The sequence below is a fragment of the Nocardiopsis algeriensis genome (genome assembly GCF_014203695.1).
GTDB classification, from domain to species: domain Bacteria; phylum Actinomycetota; class Actinomycetes; order Streptosporangiales; family Streptosporangiaceae; genus Nocardiopsis; species Nocardiopsis algeriensis.
In genome coordinates this window covers 1-15,845 of sequence record NZ_JACHJO010000001.1, presented here as the reverse complement: position 1 = coordinate 15,845, position 15,845 = coordinate 1, and the positions used below count along the sequence as shown (strand labels likewise).

Here is a 15,845-nt window from a genome sequence, read left to right as displayed (position 1 = left end):
GGCCTACCGGTTGCTCTTGAGCGTGGTGAGGAGGGCGGTCCAGGCAGGGTTGGTGAGGGCGAGGTGGCCGTGGTCGCGGTGCCGGGTGTCGCGGACCAGGGTGTGGGTCGCGCCTTCGGCGACCTCGACACAGTCCTGGTGCGAACCGCCGCTGTAACTGCTCTTGTGCCACTGGACGTCGCTCATTGCGGGAACCCCTCAATCGTCTCTTCGATCAGGCACAGCGACTGCTCCGGTGCCAGTGCTGCCGCTTGCAGACGGTGGAACCTCAGCTTGAACTCTGCCACAGCGGCCGGATCGTCTACGAACTGGCCTTTGTAGGCGGACTCCGCGTAGACGATCTCCGGCTCGGGCTGCGGGTCGAGGATCTTGAACGGTCCGATCAGCCCCGGGTGGGTGTTCGTCCCGGTGAACTGGAGGGTGATCCGCTCGCGGGCGGCCAGGGAGTGGATGTGTTCGAGCTGCTCGCGCATGATCGTGCTGCCGCCCACGGGATCCAGCAGGACCGCCCGGCCGATCACCGCCATCATCACCGGCTTGTCGGCACCCTGGAACCGCTCGCCACGTGTGATGCGCTCGGCCACACTCGCCTCCGCCTGAGCAAGGGACTCCCACGGCGTGACCGCCCGGACGACCGCCGTGGCGTAGGCCTGCGTCTGGAGCAGGGAGGGGACCAGGAACGGGTGGAACTCCAGGATGGAGACCGCCTTGCGCTCCAGTTCGTCCATCTGGCCCAGCCACGGGATCTTGCCCTCCTTCGTCAGGGCGGTCCACAGGCGGGTCAGCTCGTCGCCGGTGCCCAGGGTCTCGTCCAGGATCGCCAGAACCTCCTCGGTGGGGTTCGTACGGCCGCGCTCGAGGTTGGACACGGCGCTGCCCTTCACCCCCAGGGCCCTGCCGAGTCTGGCCTGCGTCATTCCTGTGGCCACACGCCGCTTCTGCAACACGCAGCCCCACCGCTCCCTGATGTCCGTGCTCACCTTGGGCATATTTCGATGTTGACACACGGGAAAAGGGCATGCCGGAACCACCCTTTTATGTCCACGTGATGGATTTTCGCGGGAATGACATCGGCGCGGATGGACTTTCGCAGGAACTCCATCGGAGCGAGCGGAATCCGGTTCCCCTTGCCAAGCTGAACGGATGCCTGGCGAAGGGAGAGCTGTGCGATGACGACGGGCGAAGGCGCGGCGCGGTTGCCGAGGCGTGTGGCGACCGGTGAGGACGGGGTGCGGATGGTCAGCTGGGGCTCGGCGCCCCAGCAGGTGGCGTCGGCGCGGCAGTGGTGCCTCAACGGCACCCGGCTCGGCCGCGGGCGTGCCTATCCGCTGCTGGCCGTGGCCTCTGAGCTGCACACGAACGCGCTGCGGCACACCGCTTCGGGCAGCATCTTCGGGCGGGTGCGGATGCGGCTGGCGAGGGACGGCCACCGGTTCCGGATCGCCGTCACCGACGAGGGCACGCTGGGCGTCTTCCCCCGGCCGGTGCCCGAGGTGGGGGAGGGGTTCGGGTTGCGGCTGGTTTCCGGGTTGGCCGAATCCTGGGGGTGGCTGGGGGAGCCGGGCTTCCCGATCACCGTGTGGGCGGTGGTGGACCTGGGACCCCGGAGCGTGTTCGCCGTTCCTGCCCAGCGGAAATCGGGGTGAGCGCCCGCGGGCCGGGCGGTACGGCCCGGCCCGCAGGCACGCGGGTCAGGCCGGGCCGTAGTCCAGGTTGTACAGGGCGTCGTCCTCGTTGAAGACCAGAGTTCCGCGCGAGCCCTCGATGATGTCGGAACCCAGGAAGTCGTCCCCGTCCGGGGAGTCCGCGTCGTACAGGTACACCGTGTCGCCGGTCTTCGCCTTCCGGTTGACGGCCACCCGGCGGGGCGTGTCGTGGTCGCAGTCCACGGAGTCGGCGGAGGACCACACCTTCGTCCGGTTGACGATGAGGTAGAGCTCGTCGCCGTCCGCGCCCCAGTCCTCAGTCTCGTAGCAGATCAGCGTGTGCAGGTTGACGGTCGACTGGGCCGCCGCGGGAACGGCGGCGGTGGTGCCGCCCGCCAGGACGGCGGCGGCGAGTACGGGGACGGCGGTCCGGTAGGCGAGGACTTTCACTCTGACCCTCCTCGGTCTTCGGGTGTCGCGGCAGGGGTGTGCGCATCCCGGCCAGGCCGAGGATTTCCCGGCCACCGTTCCTGGAAACGACAAACGTTGTAAATATCGAATACGCTGACCAGAGTCTCCGGATTTGCCGCTTATGGAATGGTGAGCTGGAATTCCAGGTGGCCGACAAGGTCCGCGCGTGGTCGCCCTTCCACCGGGGATGTGGCTCTCGGACCGACGGACGCAGAGCAGCGACTGACGGCTGCGGCCGCGCTGTTCCGCCTCGCGTGTTCCGGCGCCGTGGCTCCGTCTCGCGGCCGACCAGCGGAAATTCCCCGCATCACCGCACGGCGTCTGGGTAGGCGCCCCGCATGGGCACCACACCACAGGACGACCTGCCGACCGTCGCCGGGCTGGACGAGCTCGCCGGTCTGGTCCGCGAGGGCGGCAGGTTCTACCTGCGCTATTCGAAGGGTCCCCGGCAGGACCGCGCAGCCGTCAGCAGGGACTACGAGAGCGGCCTCGACCTGCCGGGCCTCTCCGTCACCGTGCTCACCCCCGAGTCCTGGTGGACACGGCCGCTGGAGGACTGGCTGGCCCGCCAGGTCCGCAAGTACGCCTCGCTGGTCGATGAGGACCCGGAGCGCTGCGGCTGGGTGCTGCGGGGCCGCACCGTCGCGCACGGGCCCGACCACGAGCCGCTCCTGGACGACGTGGAACCGGTCGCCTACCTGTCCGAGAAGGTCATGGAGGAGGCGCTGGAACGCTACAAGGAGCACTTCGAGGCCGGCCGCGGCCCCAACGACTGAGGGCCGGCCGGAAACGTTGCCGGGGTGGTGCGAGGGGCTCTGACCTCGGTGATCTTGTACTTGTAGCTCACCTGGAACGTCGAACCGAGCTATAGGTACAAGATCACGGCGCGTATGGCTCCCGCTGCCCTCTGCGGTTACGCTCGCAGCACGCCCCCCGCGATCGGAGTCCCCGTGATCTCTCCAGGCCCTGCCCTGTCCCCTCTCCGCCCCGCCCTCCTCGTCTGTGTCCTCGTGCTGTCCGCGTGCGGCAGGGAGCCGTCCCTGCCCGACGAGGCGTCGAGCGGGGACGGCCCCGAGGAGGTCCGCGAGTACGACGAGGTGCCCGTTCCCGAGAGCGAGGGCAGCGGCGTCCCCGACGACGTCAACGGCGACGGCTTCGCCGACCTCCTCTTCATGAGCAGGTACGACCCCGACGCCGAGGACGGCGAGGGCGCACCGCGGCTCGTGATCGTCTACGGCTCGTCGGACGGGCCCGACCCCGCCACCCGTACCGTGTGGCCCCCGGACTCGGTGCGGCCGGCCTCCGTCTCGCCCACCGGAGGAGGCGCGGGCACCGCCGACCTGGACGGGGACGGCTTCGCCGACATCCCCGTCGGCGGTTCCCCGCCGGGGATCCTCTGGGGCGGTCCCACGGGCCCCGACCCCGGCGCCGATCCCACCCTGCTGGACCTTCCCGCGCAGGCGGAAGGGGAGTACGAGCCCGCCGCGTCGGAGGTCGGGGACTTCGACGGCGACGGAGCCGCAGACGTGGTTCTCGCCGAGGTCGACGAGTGGGGGGTGGAGCAGGGTACGCGCCTCACCGTCCTGCACGGGCCCTTCGACCGCGACGGCACCCCGCAGCGCAGCGCCCGGCGCACGCTGGAAACCCCCGTCAGAGAGCTCGTCCCCGAACCCCCGCGCGCGGACGGCGGCCCCTCCGCGCTGCTGGTGCGCCATCCCGACGACGGGGAGCAGCCCCGGAACACACTGCTGGTGACCGGCCCGGGGGACCCGCAGGGGTGGGGCGTGGTGGAACTGCTCGGGGGTGCGCTGGCCGCCTTCGGCGACGTGGACGGCGACGGGGAGACCGACCTGGCCCTGGCGGACAGCGGCACGCGCAACAACGAGCCGGGGTTCGAGACCGAGCCCCCCGAGGTCGACCAGCGGGTGAACGTCTACGCCGGTCCCTTCACCGAGGCGACCGACCCCGTCTCGGTCGCCCTGCCCGGGACGGAGACCTCCGCCAGCTTCGCGCTGCGCACCATGGCCGCCTGCGACCTGGACGGGGACGGCCCCGCCGAACTCTGGATCGGCCTGGCCGGCCGCGGCGTCGACACCGTGGCGGACCTCGGAGACGGACCGCAGGTGCAGGACACCGGCCCTCTGGTCCGACAGGGCCCCGAGACCGGCCCCCTGGGCAGCGAGGGCCGGTGGGAGCGGACGGCCCGGGTCCACGCCTGCGGCGACTACGACGCGGACGGCTCCGGCGAGCTCGCCCTGGCCTACGACCACGGATACGCCAGCCCCGTGCGGTGGTGGATCGTCGGCAGCGGGGGCGAGGACGAGACGTCCTTCGACAGCGCCGGCTTCACCGAATAGCGGGCCGACCGGAAGCGGTGCCGATGGAACGAGAAGGGGCCTGACCTGGATGATCTTGTACTTATAGCTCGGTTCGCGCATCGAGCTGAGCTATAAGTACAAGATCATCGCGGTGCCGCGGCGGGCCCGGATTCGGTCGCCGTGGTTGGCTGTGGGGCATGTTCGCGATCACAGCTGCACGCATCTCGCCCGACGACCCGCTCTCCGGACTCGAGGCCGGTGAGCGGCCCGACCCCGAGCCGCGCGACGGCTGGGCGGTGGTCGACGTCCGGGCCGCCTCGCTCAACCACCACGACCTGTGGAGCCTGCGCGGCGTCGGCCTGCCCGAGGAACGGCTGCCCATGGTCCTGGGCTGCGACGCGGCGGGCGTGGACGAGGACGGCAACGAGGTCGTCGTCCACGCCGTCGTGGGCGACCCGGCGGCCGGAGGCGGCGACGAGACCAAGGACCCCGGGCGGACCCTGCTCTCGGAGAGGTACGACGGCACGTTCGCCGAGAAGCTCCTGGTACCGCGGCGCAACCTGCTGCCCAAACCGCCCGAGCTGACCTTCGAGGAGGCGGCCTGCCTGCCCACCGCCTGGCTGACCGCCTACAGCATGCTCTTCGGCAAGGCCGACCTGCGTCCCGGCTCCACCGTGCTGGTGCAGGGCGCGGGCGGCGGCGTGTCCGTGGCCCTCGTCCGCCTGGCCGTGCAGGCCGGGCACCGCGTCTACGTCACCAGCCGCAGCGAGGCCAAGCGCGCCAAGGCCCTCGAACTGGGCGCCTACGCGGCGCTGCCCACCGGGGAGCGGCTGCCCGAGCGGGTGGACGCCGTGTTCGAATCGGTCGGCCAGGCCACCTGGGCGCACTCGGTGCGCTCGCTCAAACCCGGCGGCGCCGTCGTCGTCTGCGGTGCCACCAGCGGTGACGCCCCGCCGGCCGAGCTGACCCGGGTGTTCTTCCTCCAGCTGCGGGTCATCGGTTCGACGATGGGCACCCGCGACGAGCTGGGCGCCCTCGCGGAGATGTGCGCACGCACCGGTGTGCGCCCCGTGATCGACCGGGTGCTGCCGCTGTCGGAGGCGAGGGAGGGCTTCCGCGCGATGGCCGAGGGCGAGCAGTTCGGCAAGATCGTCTTCACCGTCTGAGGACCCGGCGGCGAAAGCGGAGGGGGCGGGAGGCAGCTGCCTCCCGCCCCCTCCGCACAGGGACTACTCGTCGTCGTCCTCGTCGCGGCGGCGCTTGCGCGGCTTGCCGTCGCGGCTCGGGCGCAGGAGCGCCTCGGCGAGGGCGAGCACGGTCTCCTCCAGGGAGGCGAACCGCTTGGTGATGTCGTCGTGGGAGTTCTCGACCGCCTCGGTGACGGTCTCCTCCAGCTCGTGGCGGTCGGGGCGCTGCTTGAGCTCGCGCAGCACCGGGTCGGCCGCCGAGGTGACGTGTGCGTCGATCTCGTCGAGCTTGTCGGTGTAGTCCTTCTGCGGCCGGTCGACCAGCTCGGTCAGGCGGCGGTGCAGCTCGCTGACCTCCAGGCTCTGCGGCAGCTGGTGGAGGCGCTGGTTGAGGGCCTCCAGGCGGTCGTCGATGGCCTCCATACGGCCGTCCACCCCCTCGAAGTGCCCGTTGACGCCCTCGAACTTGCCCTCGACACCGCTGACCCGGCCGTCGATGCCGTCCAGGCGTCCGTTGATGCCGTCCAGGCGTCCGCCGACACTCTCGAAGCTGCCCTCGAAGTGTCCCTCGAAGGTGTCGAACCGGTCGGTGAGGCGGCCCAGCTCGTGGTCGACCTTGCCGGTGATCTGCGTCAGGTGGCTGTCGATCTTGCCGGTGAGCGTCTCGCGCTGGCGCTCCAGCCGCTCGTCGAGCGCGGTCCGGTGGGCCTCGGACTGCTCGGTGAGGGACTCGGTGAGCTCCCGGGTGCGCTTCTCGGAGTCGGCGGCGAGCTTGGCGGAGTTCTCCTCGACGAACGTCCTGAGCTCGGTGAACCCGGCGGCGGCCCGCTCGCTGTCCTCGGTGATCCGGGTGCCGAGGGCCTCGGTGCGCTCGGTGAGGAGCTCGCGCATCCGCTCGGCGGCGGACTCGGTCTGCTCACGGGCCTCGGTGCGGCCCAGCTCGACCTGCTCGCCGATCTCGGACAGGCGCTGGCGCAGGTGGGCGCGGATCTCGGTGAGCGAGGACGCGTGGTCCTCGCGCAGCTTGGCGAGCGAACCGGTGACGTCGGCGACGGCGGCGGTGACCTCGGCGTTGTTCTCCTCGGCCTGGGTGCTCAGGTATCCCACGTTCTCGGTGAGCTTGGCGGCCAGGGCCCGGTCCTGCTCCTCGACCAGGGCGCGCAGTTCGGTGTCCCGGGTCTCGGCGGAGGTGCTCAGGGCCTCGGTGCGCTCCTCGACCAGGGTGCGCAGCTCGGCGGCGGTGTCGCCGACCTTGGCGGTGAGGTCCTCGTGGCGCTCCCCGGAGGCGGCGGCCAGGGCGGAGAGCTCCTCGGCGAGGGCGCGGGTGCGCTCGCCGAGCTCGCCGGTGTTCTCCTGGAGGCGGGCCAGGAGCGTCCGGTCCTGCTCCTCGACGAAGGCGCGCAGTTCGGTGTCCCGGGTCTCGGCGGAGGTGCCCAGGGCCTCGGTGCGCTCCTCGACCAGGGTGCGCAGCTCGGCGGCGGCCTCGGCGACCTTCGCGGTGACGGTCTCGCCCAGGGCGGAGTCGGCCGCGGTGAGGGCCTCGCGGCTCTCGCCGATCGCGCCGGCCAGCTCCTTGCGGGCCGCCGAGACGGCCTCGGCGATCTGGGAGCGGCCCTCGGCGAGGGCGTCGGAGAGCTCTCCGTGGCGGGTGCCGGAGGTCTCGGCGAGGGAGGTGAGGGAGGACTCGATCGCCTCGGCGCGCTCGGTGAGCGAGGCGAGTGCGCCGTCCAGGGCGTCCAGGCGGGCCGACACGGCCGCGTCGATCCCGTTCAGGCGCTCGGCGATCTCGCCGACCTGCTCGGCGGTGCGGTTGCCGGTCTCGGCCAGCCGCTGCATGCGGGTGAGGACCGTGTCCAGGTGGCCGGCGATGCGCTGGGTGTCGGCGCGCAGGGCGGGCATGTCCGACAGCGGCTTGACCTGGCGTCCGACGAGCTCGATGTGCTCGGCCAGGGTCTCGGCCCATTCCGGCGGGCGGGCGAGGAAGTCGTCGATCCGGCCGTTGACCACGGTGATCGACTCCGCCAGGGAGACGAGCTCGCGCTCGCGCAGCTCACGCAGGAGCCACTCCATGCCCTCCAGGCGCTGGCGCATCTCCTCGTTGACCGCTCCCTGCGACTTCTGCTCGGCGTCGTGCTCGTTGGCCGCCTGGGAGAGCAGGTCGCGCATGCGGTCGGAGATCCCTGCCTGGCCTCCCCCGTTGAGGAAGTTGTGATTCTGTTCCACCGAGCTGCTCCTTGCTTTCTCTGGCGCTCCCGATCCCTGCTCCCCGGGGGGACGAACGGTGGATTCCGGGAAGGTCGGGTTCTCGATGGTCCCCGGCCGGGAGGTGCTCCCGCACGGCGCGTCCCTTTTTGTGATGACAATGTGACTGCGTGTGCACAAAAGAGGCAGGGGCCGTGTTCGCCGCGCACCGCAGGAGCGGTCCCACGCAATCACGGCCTTCCGGGTGAACCCATGAGAAGGAGGAATAAGCGGGATCAGTCTAACGACACGTTCGCCGCCCTCCCCAGGGGAAACCCGAAGATCTCGCTCCCCGAGATAACGATCCGGTCCCCGTCAGTCCTGTGCCGGGGCCGCGACCTCGCGGCACAGCAGGGAGAAGGGCCTTGTGCCGATCCGGGTGAGGACCACCGTCGCCGTTTCCGGGCCCGAGGTCCGCAGGTCCCGGCGGAGCTTCTCGGTGTCCACGGCCGATCCCCGCTTCTTGAGCACCACCGTCCCCACACCGCGCTCGCGCAGCGCCGACCTCAGGCGCTTCAGGGAGAACGGCATCACCTCGGTGATCTCCAGGACCCGCCACAGCGGCGAGGCCACCGCGCGGTCGGCCGTGAAGTAGGCGATCTGCCCGTCCAGCAGGGTGCCGTCCACGCGGGCGGCGGCCTCCGCCACCAGGTGCGAGCGCACCACGGCGGGGTCGGGGTCGTACAGGTAGCGGCGGGCCGGCGCCACGGGTGCCGGCCCCAGATCGGGGTCCTCGTCCAGGAAGGCGGGCGCGCGCCCGCGCTCGCTCAGCGCGGTCGCCCTCCGGCGCGGCCCCCCGGCCAGGGCCCCGAACCACAGCGCCGCCTCCTTGAGCTCGCCGTCCACCGAGATCCACTCGGCGGACGCGCCCGCGGGCAGGGCCTCGTGGGGGATGCCCGGGGCCGCCTTCAGACATGCCGCCTCCGACCCCCGGGCCAGTGCCACCGCGTCGTCCCACGGCGGTGAGTAGGCGGCGGGGTCGAACACCCGCCCTCGCCCGCCGCGCCGCGCCGGGTCGCAGAACAGGAGGGGGTAGCGGCCGGGGGAGACCTCCGCGGCGTCCCCCACGCGCACCCGCGCCGTGTCCTCCAGACCCAGCGCCGCGATGTTGGCCCGCGCCACCGCCGCCGTCAGCGGGTCCAGCTCCACCCCCTCCACCGCGACGCCGCGGCGGGCCAGCGCCAGCAGGTCGGCTCCGATTCCGCAGCACACGTCGCCGGCGGCGGCGCCGGCCGCCACCGCGCCGGTCCGATCCGCGCGGTACTCGGCGACGGACCGGCGGGTGGACTGCTCCAGGCCGTCGGGCGTGAAGTACATCCGCTCGGCCAGGTCGCCGAACTTGGCCCGGCCGCGCTCGCGCAGCGACACCTGGGTGAGGACCGCGTTCACCAGCTCGGCGACGGGCAGGTCGGGGGCGAGGGCGGCCACGCGCGGGTCCTCGCGCAGGCGGGAGGCGGCGGCGAGCCCGTCGCGGACGGCCAGGTCGCGGTCCACCCCCGCCAGCACCTCCCGGCCCGCGTCGGTCAGGAGCGCCTCGAAGGCGGGAACGCGCATGGGGATCTCCCTCGGTGGGAAAGAAGTGGCTGGTGCGTCCTGCCCGATCCGACGCGCGGGCCATGTCCCGGACACGTCCGGACAGAGCGGGAGGTTCCGTCGGCCCCACCGGCCAGGGGTCACGGACACATTTCCATTCTGGCACTCTCAGGGGTAGAGTGCTAACCACGACGAGGCCGGTCTGGCACCCGCGACGACAGGCCGCCGTGGTCGTCCCTTTTTCGTAACCGGTCCGTGCCACCGTGCGGGCCGAAGTACAGGACACCCAAACCTTGAAGGGGGAGGTCACTACAGTGTCGACCGCCACCAAGACCGTGCTGAAGCCGCTCGAGGACCGCGTCGTGGTCAAGACGCTCGAGGCCGAGCAGACCACCGCTTCCGGTCTGGTCATCCCGGACACCGCCAAGGAGAAGCCCCAGGAGGGCGAGATCCTGGCCGTGGGTCCGGGCCGCTGGGACGACGAGGGCGAGAACCGCATTCCGCTGGACGTGAAGGTCGGCGACATCGTCCTCTACAGCAAGTACGGCGGCACCGAGGTCAAGTACGACGGCGAGGAGTACCTGGTCCTCTCCGCCCGCGACATCCTCGCGGTCGTCGAGAAGTAGCCATCGGCGCGGCCCGTCCGCACGGGCACCGAGCCACTTCGCGCATCCCGCACCGGTCGGCACCACGCCGGGCGGGGCGGGATGCTCGCTTTCGACCAGCCTCAAGAGGAAGTACCCCGAATGCCGAAGATCCTGGAGTTCGAGGACGACGCCCGCCGCGCCCTCGAGCGGGGCGTGGACCGCCTCGCCGACGCAGTCAAGGTGACGCTGGGCCCGCGCGGCCGCAACGTCGTCATCGACAAGAAGTTCGGCGCCCCCACCATCACCAACGACGGTGTCACCGTCGCCCGTGAGATCGAGCTGGACGAGCCCTACGAGAACCTGGGCGCCCAGCTGGTCAAGGAGGTCGCCACCAAGACCAACGACGCCGCAGGTGACGGCACCACCACCGCCACCGTGCTCGCCCAGGCGCTCGTGCGCGAGGGCCTGCGCAGCGTCGCCGCCGGCGCCTCGCCGATGTCCCTGAAGAAGGGCATCGACGCCGCCGCCGCCGAGGTGTCCAAGATCCTGCTCGACCGCGCCCGCCCGGTCGAGGAGCGCGAGGACATCGCCTACGTCGCCACCAACTCCGCCCAGGACGCCCAGATCGGCGACCTGATCGCCGAGGCGTTCGACAAGGTCGGCAAGGACGGCGTCATCACCGTCGAGGAGGCACCGACCTTCGGCCTGGACCTGGAGTTCACCGAGGGCCTCCAGTTCGACAAGGGCTACGTCTCGCCCTACTTCGTGACCGACGGCGACCGCCAGGAGGCGGTGCTGGAGGACGCGCAGATCCTCATCCACCAGGGCAAGATCAGCAGCCTCAACGAGCTGCTCCCCCTGCTGGAGAAGGTCGTCCAGAACAAGAAGCCGCTGCTGATCATCGCCGAGGACATCGAGGGCGACGCCCTGGGTGCCCTGGTGCTGAACAAGATGCGCGGCACCCTCAACGTCGCCGCGGTCAAGGCCCCCGGCTTCGGCGACCGCCGCAAGGCCATGCTCCAGGACATCGCGATCCTCACCGGCGGCCAGGTCATCGCCGAGGAGGTCGGCCTGACCCTGGAGAACGCCGACCTGGACACGCTGGGCAGCGCCCGCCGCGTCACCATCACCAAGGACACCACCACCATCGTGGACGGTGCCGGTGAGCAGACCGAGGTCAACGACCGGATCCAGCAGATTCGCAAGGAGATCGAGGCCAGCGACTCCGACTGGGACCGCGAGAAGCTCCAGGAGCGCCTGGCCAAGCTCGCGGGCGGCGTCTCGGTGCTGCGCGTGGGCGCGGCCACCGAGGTCGAGCTCAAGGAGAGGAAGCACCGCCTCGAGGACGCCATCTCGGCGACCCGCGCGGCCATCGAGGAGGGCATCGTCGCCGGCGGCGGCGCCTCCCTGGTGCACGCCTCCACCGCCCTGGGCGACCTGGGCCTGACCGGCGACGAGGCCACCGGTGTGGGCATCGTCCGCCGCGCGCTGGTCCAGCCCGCCCGCTGGATCGCCGAGAACGCCGGCGCCGAGGGCCTCGTGGTGGTCCACCGCATCTCCGAGATGGAGGTCGGCCAGGGCTACAACGCGGCCACGGGTACCTACGGCGACCTGACCTCCGAGGGCATCCTCGACCCGGTCAAGGTCTCCCGCTCCGCCGTCCAGAACGCCGCGTCCATCGCGGGCATGCTGCTGACCACCGAGGTGCTGGTCGCGGACAAGCCCGAGGAGGACGAGGACGACGGCCACGGCCACGGCCACTGATCCGCCGGATGTGCGCGGGCCGGTCCGGGGACGCCCCGGGCCGGCCCGTTTCCGATGGAGGCCTTTATCACGCTGACGGTTACTTATCGTGCGATCTGCGTGGTGTTTTGGGGCGTTTTCTCCAAAATGTAACCATTCCGTAGCTGGCGATTGGAGCAGACAGGTCTGCCGGCCGGGGCATGATTCGATACGTGACGGATGCAGGCGCACGGGGGGGCGCTACCGCGCAGCGGCCAGGAACGCACGGGGACTCCGATTCCGCCGCGCGCGACACGGGGCTGAACCGCCTGGGGTCGCGCGCCGTCCGGGGGGAGGACGGGGCGCTGGACTCGCTCCTGCGCGAGGTCCGGCCGATGGTGGTCCGGTACTGCCGGTCCCGCCTGGCCAGGGTCTCGGGCCTGTCCCACTACTCCGACGACGTGGCACAGGAAGTGTGCATCGCCCTGCTCACGGCACTGCCGCGCTACCAGGACAGGGGACGGCCCTTCGCGTCCTTCGTCTTCGGGATCGCGGCCCACAAGGTGGCCGACACCCTCCGCGTCGCGGGGAGGGTGGAGACGGTCCCGACCGACTCCGTGCCCGAGCACCCCGACGAGGGACCGGGGCCGGAGGAGGCGGCGGTACGGGTCATCGAGGCCCAGCACGCACGGGAGCTCCTCGACGAGCTGCCCGAGCAGCAGCGCAAACTGCTGATCATGAGGGTGGTCGCAGGACTGACAGCGGATGAGACGGGACATGTACTTGGGATGTCGGCGGGGGCGGTACGGGTTGCCCAGCACCGAGCTATTGCTCGGCTTCGGCAGGTGGCCGTGGCGAACCGCCTCGTCCCCTGAGCGGGGAGGACGCCCCCGCGAGGGGCGCCGCCCGTGCCCCGACCGGCCGCGCCCGCACGCCGCATGCCGCGCCCTGGGCCCCATCCGCCTCCCCGGCCGCTGAGTTCCTTCCCGCTCCCGGGAAGAAGGCGCGGGGGTGCGCGTGTTGACGCCTGCACGAACACGTCGCGCGGGCGTCCTCCCTCCCACTGCTCTCACGGTGCCAAACCGTGATACTGCTCACTTCGGCCTCCGAGGGGGGTCCGAGTGCCCCGTTCCACCCGGGGCGTACGGACCGGAGACCTAGGATGAGACGACACGCGGAGGCGAAGAACGCGCAGGCGGCGCCGGAGAGCGGCGGACGTGCCGGAACAGCGGAGGTTGTGTCATGGGCCAGGACTACAGCGGCGACTACGGGGACAAGCTGCTCGCACCCGGGTTGACCTACGACGACGTACTGCTCGTGCCGGCCTACTCCGACATGCAGCCCGGTGAGGCCCGCACCGGCACCCGCCTGTCCCGCAACATCCGCCTGAGCATCCCGCTGCTGTCCGCGGCCATGGACACCGTCACCGAGTCCCGGATGGCCGTCGCCATGGCCCGCCAGGGCGGTGCGGGCGTCCTGCACCGCAACCTCTCGATCGAGGACCAGGCCGCCCAGGTCGACCTGGTCAAGCGCTCCGAGGCCGGGATGGTCACCGACCCGGTCACCTGTACGCCCGAGAACACCCTCGCCGACGTCGAGCGGCTGTGCGCCCACTACCGGATCTCCGGTGTGCCGGTCACCGACGCCCAGGGGCGCCTCGTGGGCATCGTCACCAACCGCGACATGCGCTTCGAGGACGACCCGACCCGCCTGGTGCGCGACGTCATGACCACCGAGAACCTGGTCACCGCCCCGGTCGGCGTCAGCCGCGACGACGCCTTCGACCTGCTGCGCCGCAACAAGGTCGAGAAACTGCCGCTGATCGACGCCGACAACCGCCTGCGCGGCCTCATCACCGTCAAGGACTTCACCAAGAGCGAGCAGTACCCCGACGCCACCAAGGACGCCGACGGCCGCCTCGTGGTCGGCGCCGCGGTGGGCGTGGGCGCCGAGGCGGAGGAGCGGGCCAAGGCCCTCGTCGAGGCCGGGGTCGACTTCATCGTGGTGGACACCGCCCACGGCCACTCCGCCGGGATGGCCGAGATGGTCGCCAAGCTCAAGGCCAACTCCCGCGCCGACATCGTCGCCGGCAACGTCGCCACGCGGGCCGGGGCCCAGATGCTCATCGACGCCGGCGCCGACGCCGTCAAGGTCGGCGTGGGCCCGGGCTCGATCTGCACCACCCGCGTGGTCGCGGGCGTGGGTGCCCCGCAGGTCACCGCCATCTTCGAGGCGGCGCGGGCCTGCGGTCCGGCCGACGTCCCGCTCATCGCCGACGGCGGCCTCCAGTACTCCGGCGAGATCGCCAAGGCCGTGGTGGCCGGCGCCAGCACCGTGATGCTCGGCAGCCTCCTGGCCGGCGTCGAGGAGAGCCCGGGAGAGCTCATCTTCATCAACGGCAAGCAGTTCAAGGCCTACCGGGGCATGGGGTCGCTCGGCGCGATGCGCGGCCGCTCCTTCTCCAAGGACCGCTACGCCCAGGCCGACGTCTCCGCCGAGGACAAGCTCGTCCCCGAGGGCATCGAGGGCCAGGTGCCCTTCCGCGGCCCGCTGCAGGCCGTCGCCCACCAGCTCGTCGGCGGTCTCCACCAGTCCATGTGGTACGCGGGCACCCGCACCCTGGACGAGCTGCGCGAGAAGGGCCAGCTGATGCGCATCACCAGCGCGGGCCTGCGCGAGAGCCACCCGCACGACATCAAGATGACGGTCGAGGCGCCCAACTACAACGCGCGCTGACACCGGCGACGGTCGGGCCGCCCGGGACTCCCGGGCGGCCCGACCGGCTGCGGGGCCGTGTGCCGATAGACTTCCGGCGGCAGGAGAAGGGCCGGTCGGTCGTCCGGCACAGCACGTCAGAGGGGATCGAAGCGTTGTCTCAGGTGGAGATCGGGCTGGGCAAGAACGGACGCCGGGCCTACGAGCTCGATGAGATCGGCATCGTGCCCGCCCGGCGGACGCGGGATCCCGAGGAGGTGTCGATCGCCTGGCAGATCGACGCCTACCGGTTCGAGACGCCGCTGATGGTCAGTCCCATGGACAGCGTCGCCTCCCCGAAGACGGTCATGGCCATCGGTGAGCTGGGCGGCCTGGGCGTGCTCGACCTCGAAGGCCTGTGGACCCGCTACGAGGACCCCGAGCCGCTGCTGGAGGAGATCCGCGAGCTCGACGACGCCTCGGCCACCCGCAGGCTCCAGGAGATCTACGCCGCGCCCATCCAGGAGGAGCTGATCGGCCGCCGGATCGAGCAGATCCGCGACGCCGGCCTGGTCACCGCGGCCCGCCTGTCCCCGCAGCGCACCGCCCAGTACCACAAGGCGGTCGTCGACGCGGGCGTGGACATCTTCGTCATCCGCGGCACCACGGTGTCGGCCGAGCACGTGTCCGGGCGTGCCGAGCCGCTCAACCTCAAGCAGTTCATCTACGACCTCGACGTGCCGGTGGTCGTCGGCGGCTGCGCCACCTACACGGCCGCCCTGCACCTGATGCGCACCGGCGCCGCGGGTGTCCTGGTCGGCTTCGGCGGCGGTTCGGGCCACACCACCCGCCCCGTCCTGGGCGTGGCCGTGCCGATGGCCAGCGCGCTCGGGGACGTGGCCGCCGCCCGCCGCGACTACCTCGACGAGTCGGGCGGCCGCTACGTGCACGTCATCGCCGACGGCGGCATGACCACCAGCGGCGACATCGCCAAGGCCCTGGCCTGCGGTGCCGACGCGGTCATGGTGGGCTCGCCGCTGGCCCGCGCCACCGAGGCGCCCGGCGGCGGCTACCACTGGGGCAGTGAGGCGCACCACCACGAGCTGCCGCGCGGCGAGCGCGTGCGGGTGGGCACCATCGGCGACCTGAGGTCGATCCTGCACGGCCCCGCCGCCACCAGCGACGGCTCCATGAACCTCATGGGCGCGCTGCGCCGCACGATGGCCACCTCCGGCTACACCGACCTCAAGGAGTTCCAGCGGGTGGAGGTCGTGGTCAACCCGCACCACTGATCCGACATCCGAGGGAGGGGTGGCCCCCAACAGCGGGGCCCCCCACCCACACGTCCCCCGGGGGGGGGGTGCGATGGGGTTGTGGAACAATGTACCCAGGTTGGGTGTCAAAATATACGACACGGTACCGCGGGGAGGAGGAACAACAAGGGTG

Annotated in this window: 14 protein-coding genes; 9 read left to right on the top strand and 5 right to left on the bottom strand. The window is 71.5% G+C overall.

Features of this window, described 5'->3' with window-relative positions:
• Positions 1-3: 3 nt before the first annotated feature.
• Entirely contained in the window at positions 4-186 is a 183-nt protein-coding gene (locus tag FHS13_RS00070; protein WP_184285523.1) for a DUF397 domain-containing protein, read from the bottom strand.
• Entirely contained in the window at positions 183-989 is an 807-nt protein-coding gene (locus FHS13_RS00065; protein ID WP_184285521.1) for a helix-turn-helix domain-containing protein, read from the bottom strand. The genes FHS13_RS00070 and FHS13_RS00065 overlap by 4 nt, the downstream gene beginning before the upstream one ends.
• Before the next feature lie 180 nt (positions 990-1,169).
• Between FHS13_RS00065 and FHS13_RS00060 the strand changes: the two genes are divergently transcribed.
• On the top strand, positions 1,170-1,646 hold the full coding sequence (locus FHS13_RS00060; RefSeq protein WP_221442176.1) for an ATP-binding protein: 477 nt from the start codon (positions 1,170-1,172) through the stop codon (positions 1,644-1,646).
• Between the two features lie 45 nt (positions 1,647-1,691).
• Here FHS13_RS00060 and FHS13_RS00055 read toward each other — a convergent pair whose 3' ends face one another.
• Positions 1,692-2,096 (bottom strand): hypothetical protein, encoded by a 405-nt coding sequence (locus FHS13_RS00055; RefSeq protein WP_184285519.1) that lies wholly within the window; start codon positions 2,094-2,096, stop codon positions 1,692-1,694.
• A 359-nt stretch (positions 2,097-2,455) separates the two neighbouring features.
• On the opposite strand from FHS13_RS00055, the gene FHS13_RS00050 reads away from it, so the two are divergent.
• The 3 genes from FHS13_RS00050 (at position 2,456) to FHS13_RS00040 (ending at position 5,601) form a co-directional block, all read left to right on the top strand.
• Complete coding sequence (locus FHS13_RS00050; protein WP_184285518.1) at positions 2,456-2,893, top strand: DUF6098 family protein; 438 nt, start codon at positions 2,456-2,458, stop codon at positions 2,891-2,893.
• Positions 2,894-3,067: 174 nt separating this feature from the next.
• Positions 3,068-4,474, top strand: a complete 1,407-nt coding sequence (locus FHS13_RS00045) for a VCBS repeat-containing protein (protein WP_343064845.1) — start codon at positions 3,068-3,070, stop codon at positions 4,472-4,474.
• 158 nt (positions 4,475-4,632) lie between these two features.
• Positions 4,633-5,601, top strand: coding sequence for a zinc-binding dehydrogenase (locus tag FHS13_RS00040; RefSeq protein WP_184285516.1), 969 nt, complete (start codon positions 4,633-4,635; stop codon positions 5,599-5,601).
• A gap of 63 nt (positions 5,602-5,664) precedes the next feature.
• Here FHS13_RS00040 and FHS13_RS00035 read toward each other — a convergent pair whose 3' ends face one another.
• Together FHS13_RS00035 and FHS13_RS00030 are read right to left on the bottom strand one after the other, a co-directional pair.
• On the bottom strand, positions 5,665-7,845 hold the full coding sequence (locus tag FHS13_RS00035) for a coiled-coil domain-containing protein (protein ID WP_184285514.1): 2,181 nt from the start codon (positions 7,843-7,845) through the stop codon (positions 5,665-5,667).
• A 333-nt stretch (positions 7,846-8,178) separates the two neighbouring features.
• The gene (locus tag FHS13_RS00030; protein ID WP_184285511.1) at positions 8,179-9,417 is read right to left on the bottom strand and encodes a class I SAM-dependent methyltransferase; all 1,239 of its coding nucleotides are present in this window, start codon (positions 9,415-9,417) and stop codon (positions 8,179-8,181) included.
• Between the two features lie 293 nt (positions 9,418-9,710).
• Between FHS13_RS00030 and groES the strand changes: the two genes are divergently transcribed.
• The 5 genes from groES (at position 9,711) to FHS13_RS00005 (ending at position 15,691) form a co-directional block, all read left to right on the top strand.
• Entirely contained in the window at positions 9,711-10,022 is a 312-nt protein-coding gene (gene groES / locus FHS13_RS00025) for a co-chaperone GroES (RefSeq protein ID WP_184285509.1), read from the top strand.
• Positions 10,023-10,142: 120 nt separating this feature from the next.
• Positions 10,143-11,747: a chaperonin GroEL gene (groL, locus tag FHS13_RS00020; protein ID WP_184285507.1), complete on the top strand. Its 1,605-nt coding sequence runs from the start codon at positions 10,143-10,145 to the stop codon at positions 11,745-11,747.
• A 191-nt stretch (positions 11,748-11,938) separates the two neighbouring features.
• Entirely contained in the window at positions 11,939-12,580 is a 642-nt protein-coding gene (locus FHS13_RS00015; protein ID WP_343064844.1) for a sigma-70 family RNA polymerase sigma factor, read from the top strand.
• 367 nt (positions 12,581-12,947) lie between these two features.
• Positions 12,948-14,441 carry an IMP dehydrogenase gene (gene guaB / locus FHS13_RS00010; RefSeq protein ID WP_184285503.1) on the top strand — a complete coding sequence of 498 codons (1,494 nt, stop codon included), beginning with the start codon at positions 12,948-12,950 and terminating at the stop codon, positions 14,439-14,441.
• Positions 14,442-14,584: 143 nt separating this feature from the next.
• Complete coding sequence (locus FHS13_RS00005; RefSeq protein WP_184286576.1) at positions 14,585-15,691, top strand: GuaB3 family IMP dehydrogenase-related protein; 1,107 nt, start codon at positions 14,585-14,587, stop codon at positions 15,689-15,691.
• Positions 15,692-15,845: the final 154 nt, after the last annotated feature.

Bases quoted from the DNA above. Each gene is read 5' to 3' on its own strand.
- FHS13_RS00070 (WP_184285523.1), bottom strand. From the start codon at position 186: ATGAGCGACGTCCAGTGGCACAAGAGCAGTTACAGCGGCGGTTCGCAC.
- groL (WP_184285507.1), top strand. From the start codon at position 10,143: ATGCCGAAGATCCTGGAGTTCGAGGACGACGCCCGCCGCGCCCTCGAG.
- FHS13_RS00050 (WP_184285518.1), top strand. From the start codon at position 2,456: ATGGGCACCACACCACAGGACGACCTGCCGACCGTCGCCGGGCTGGAC.
- FHS13_RS00060 (WP_221442176.1), top strand. From the start codon at position 1,170: ATGACGACGGGCGAAGGCGCGGCGCGGTTGCCGAGGCGTGTGGCGACC.
- guaB (WP_184285503.1), top strand. From the start codon at position 12,948: ATGGGCCAGGACTACAGCGGCGACTACGGGGACAAGCTGCTCGCACCC.
- FHS13_RS00030 (WP_184285511.1), bottom strand. From the start codon at position 9,417: ATGCGCGTTCCCGCCTTCGAGGCGCTCCTGACCGACGCGGGCCGGGAG.
- FHS13_RS00040 (WP_184285516.1), top strand. From the start codon at position 4,633: ATGTTCGCGATCACAGCTGCACGCATCTCGCCCGACGACCCGCTCTCC.
- FHS13_RS00065 (WP_184285521.1), bottom strand. From the start codon at position 989: ATGCCCAAGGTGAGCACGGACATCAGGGAGCGGTGGGGCTGCGTGTTG.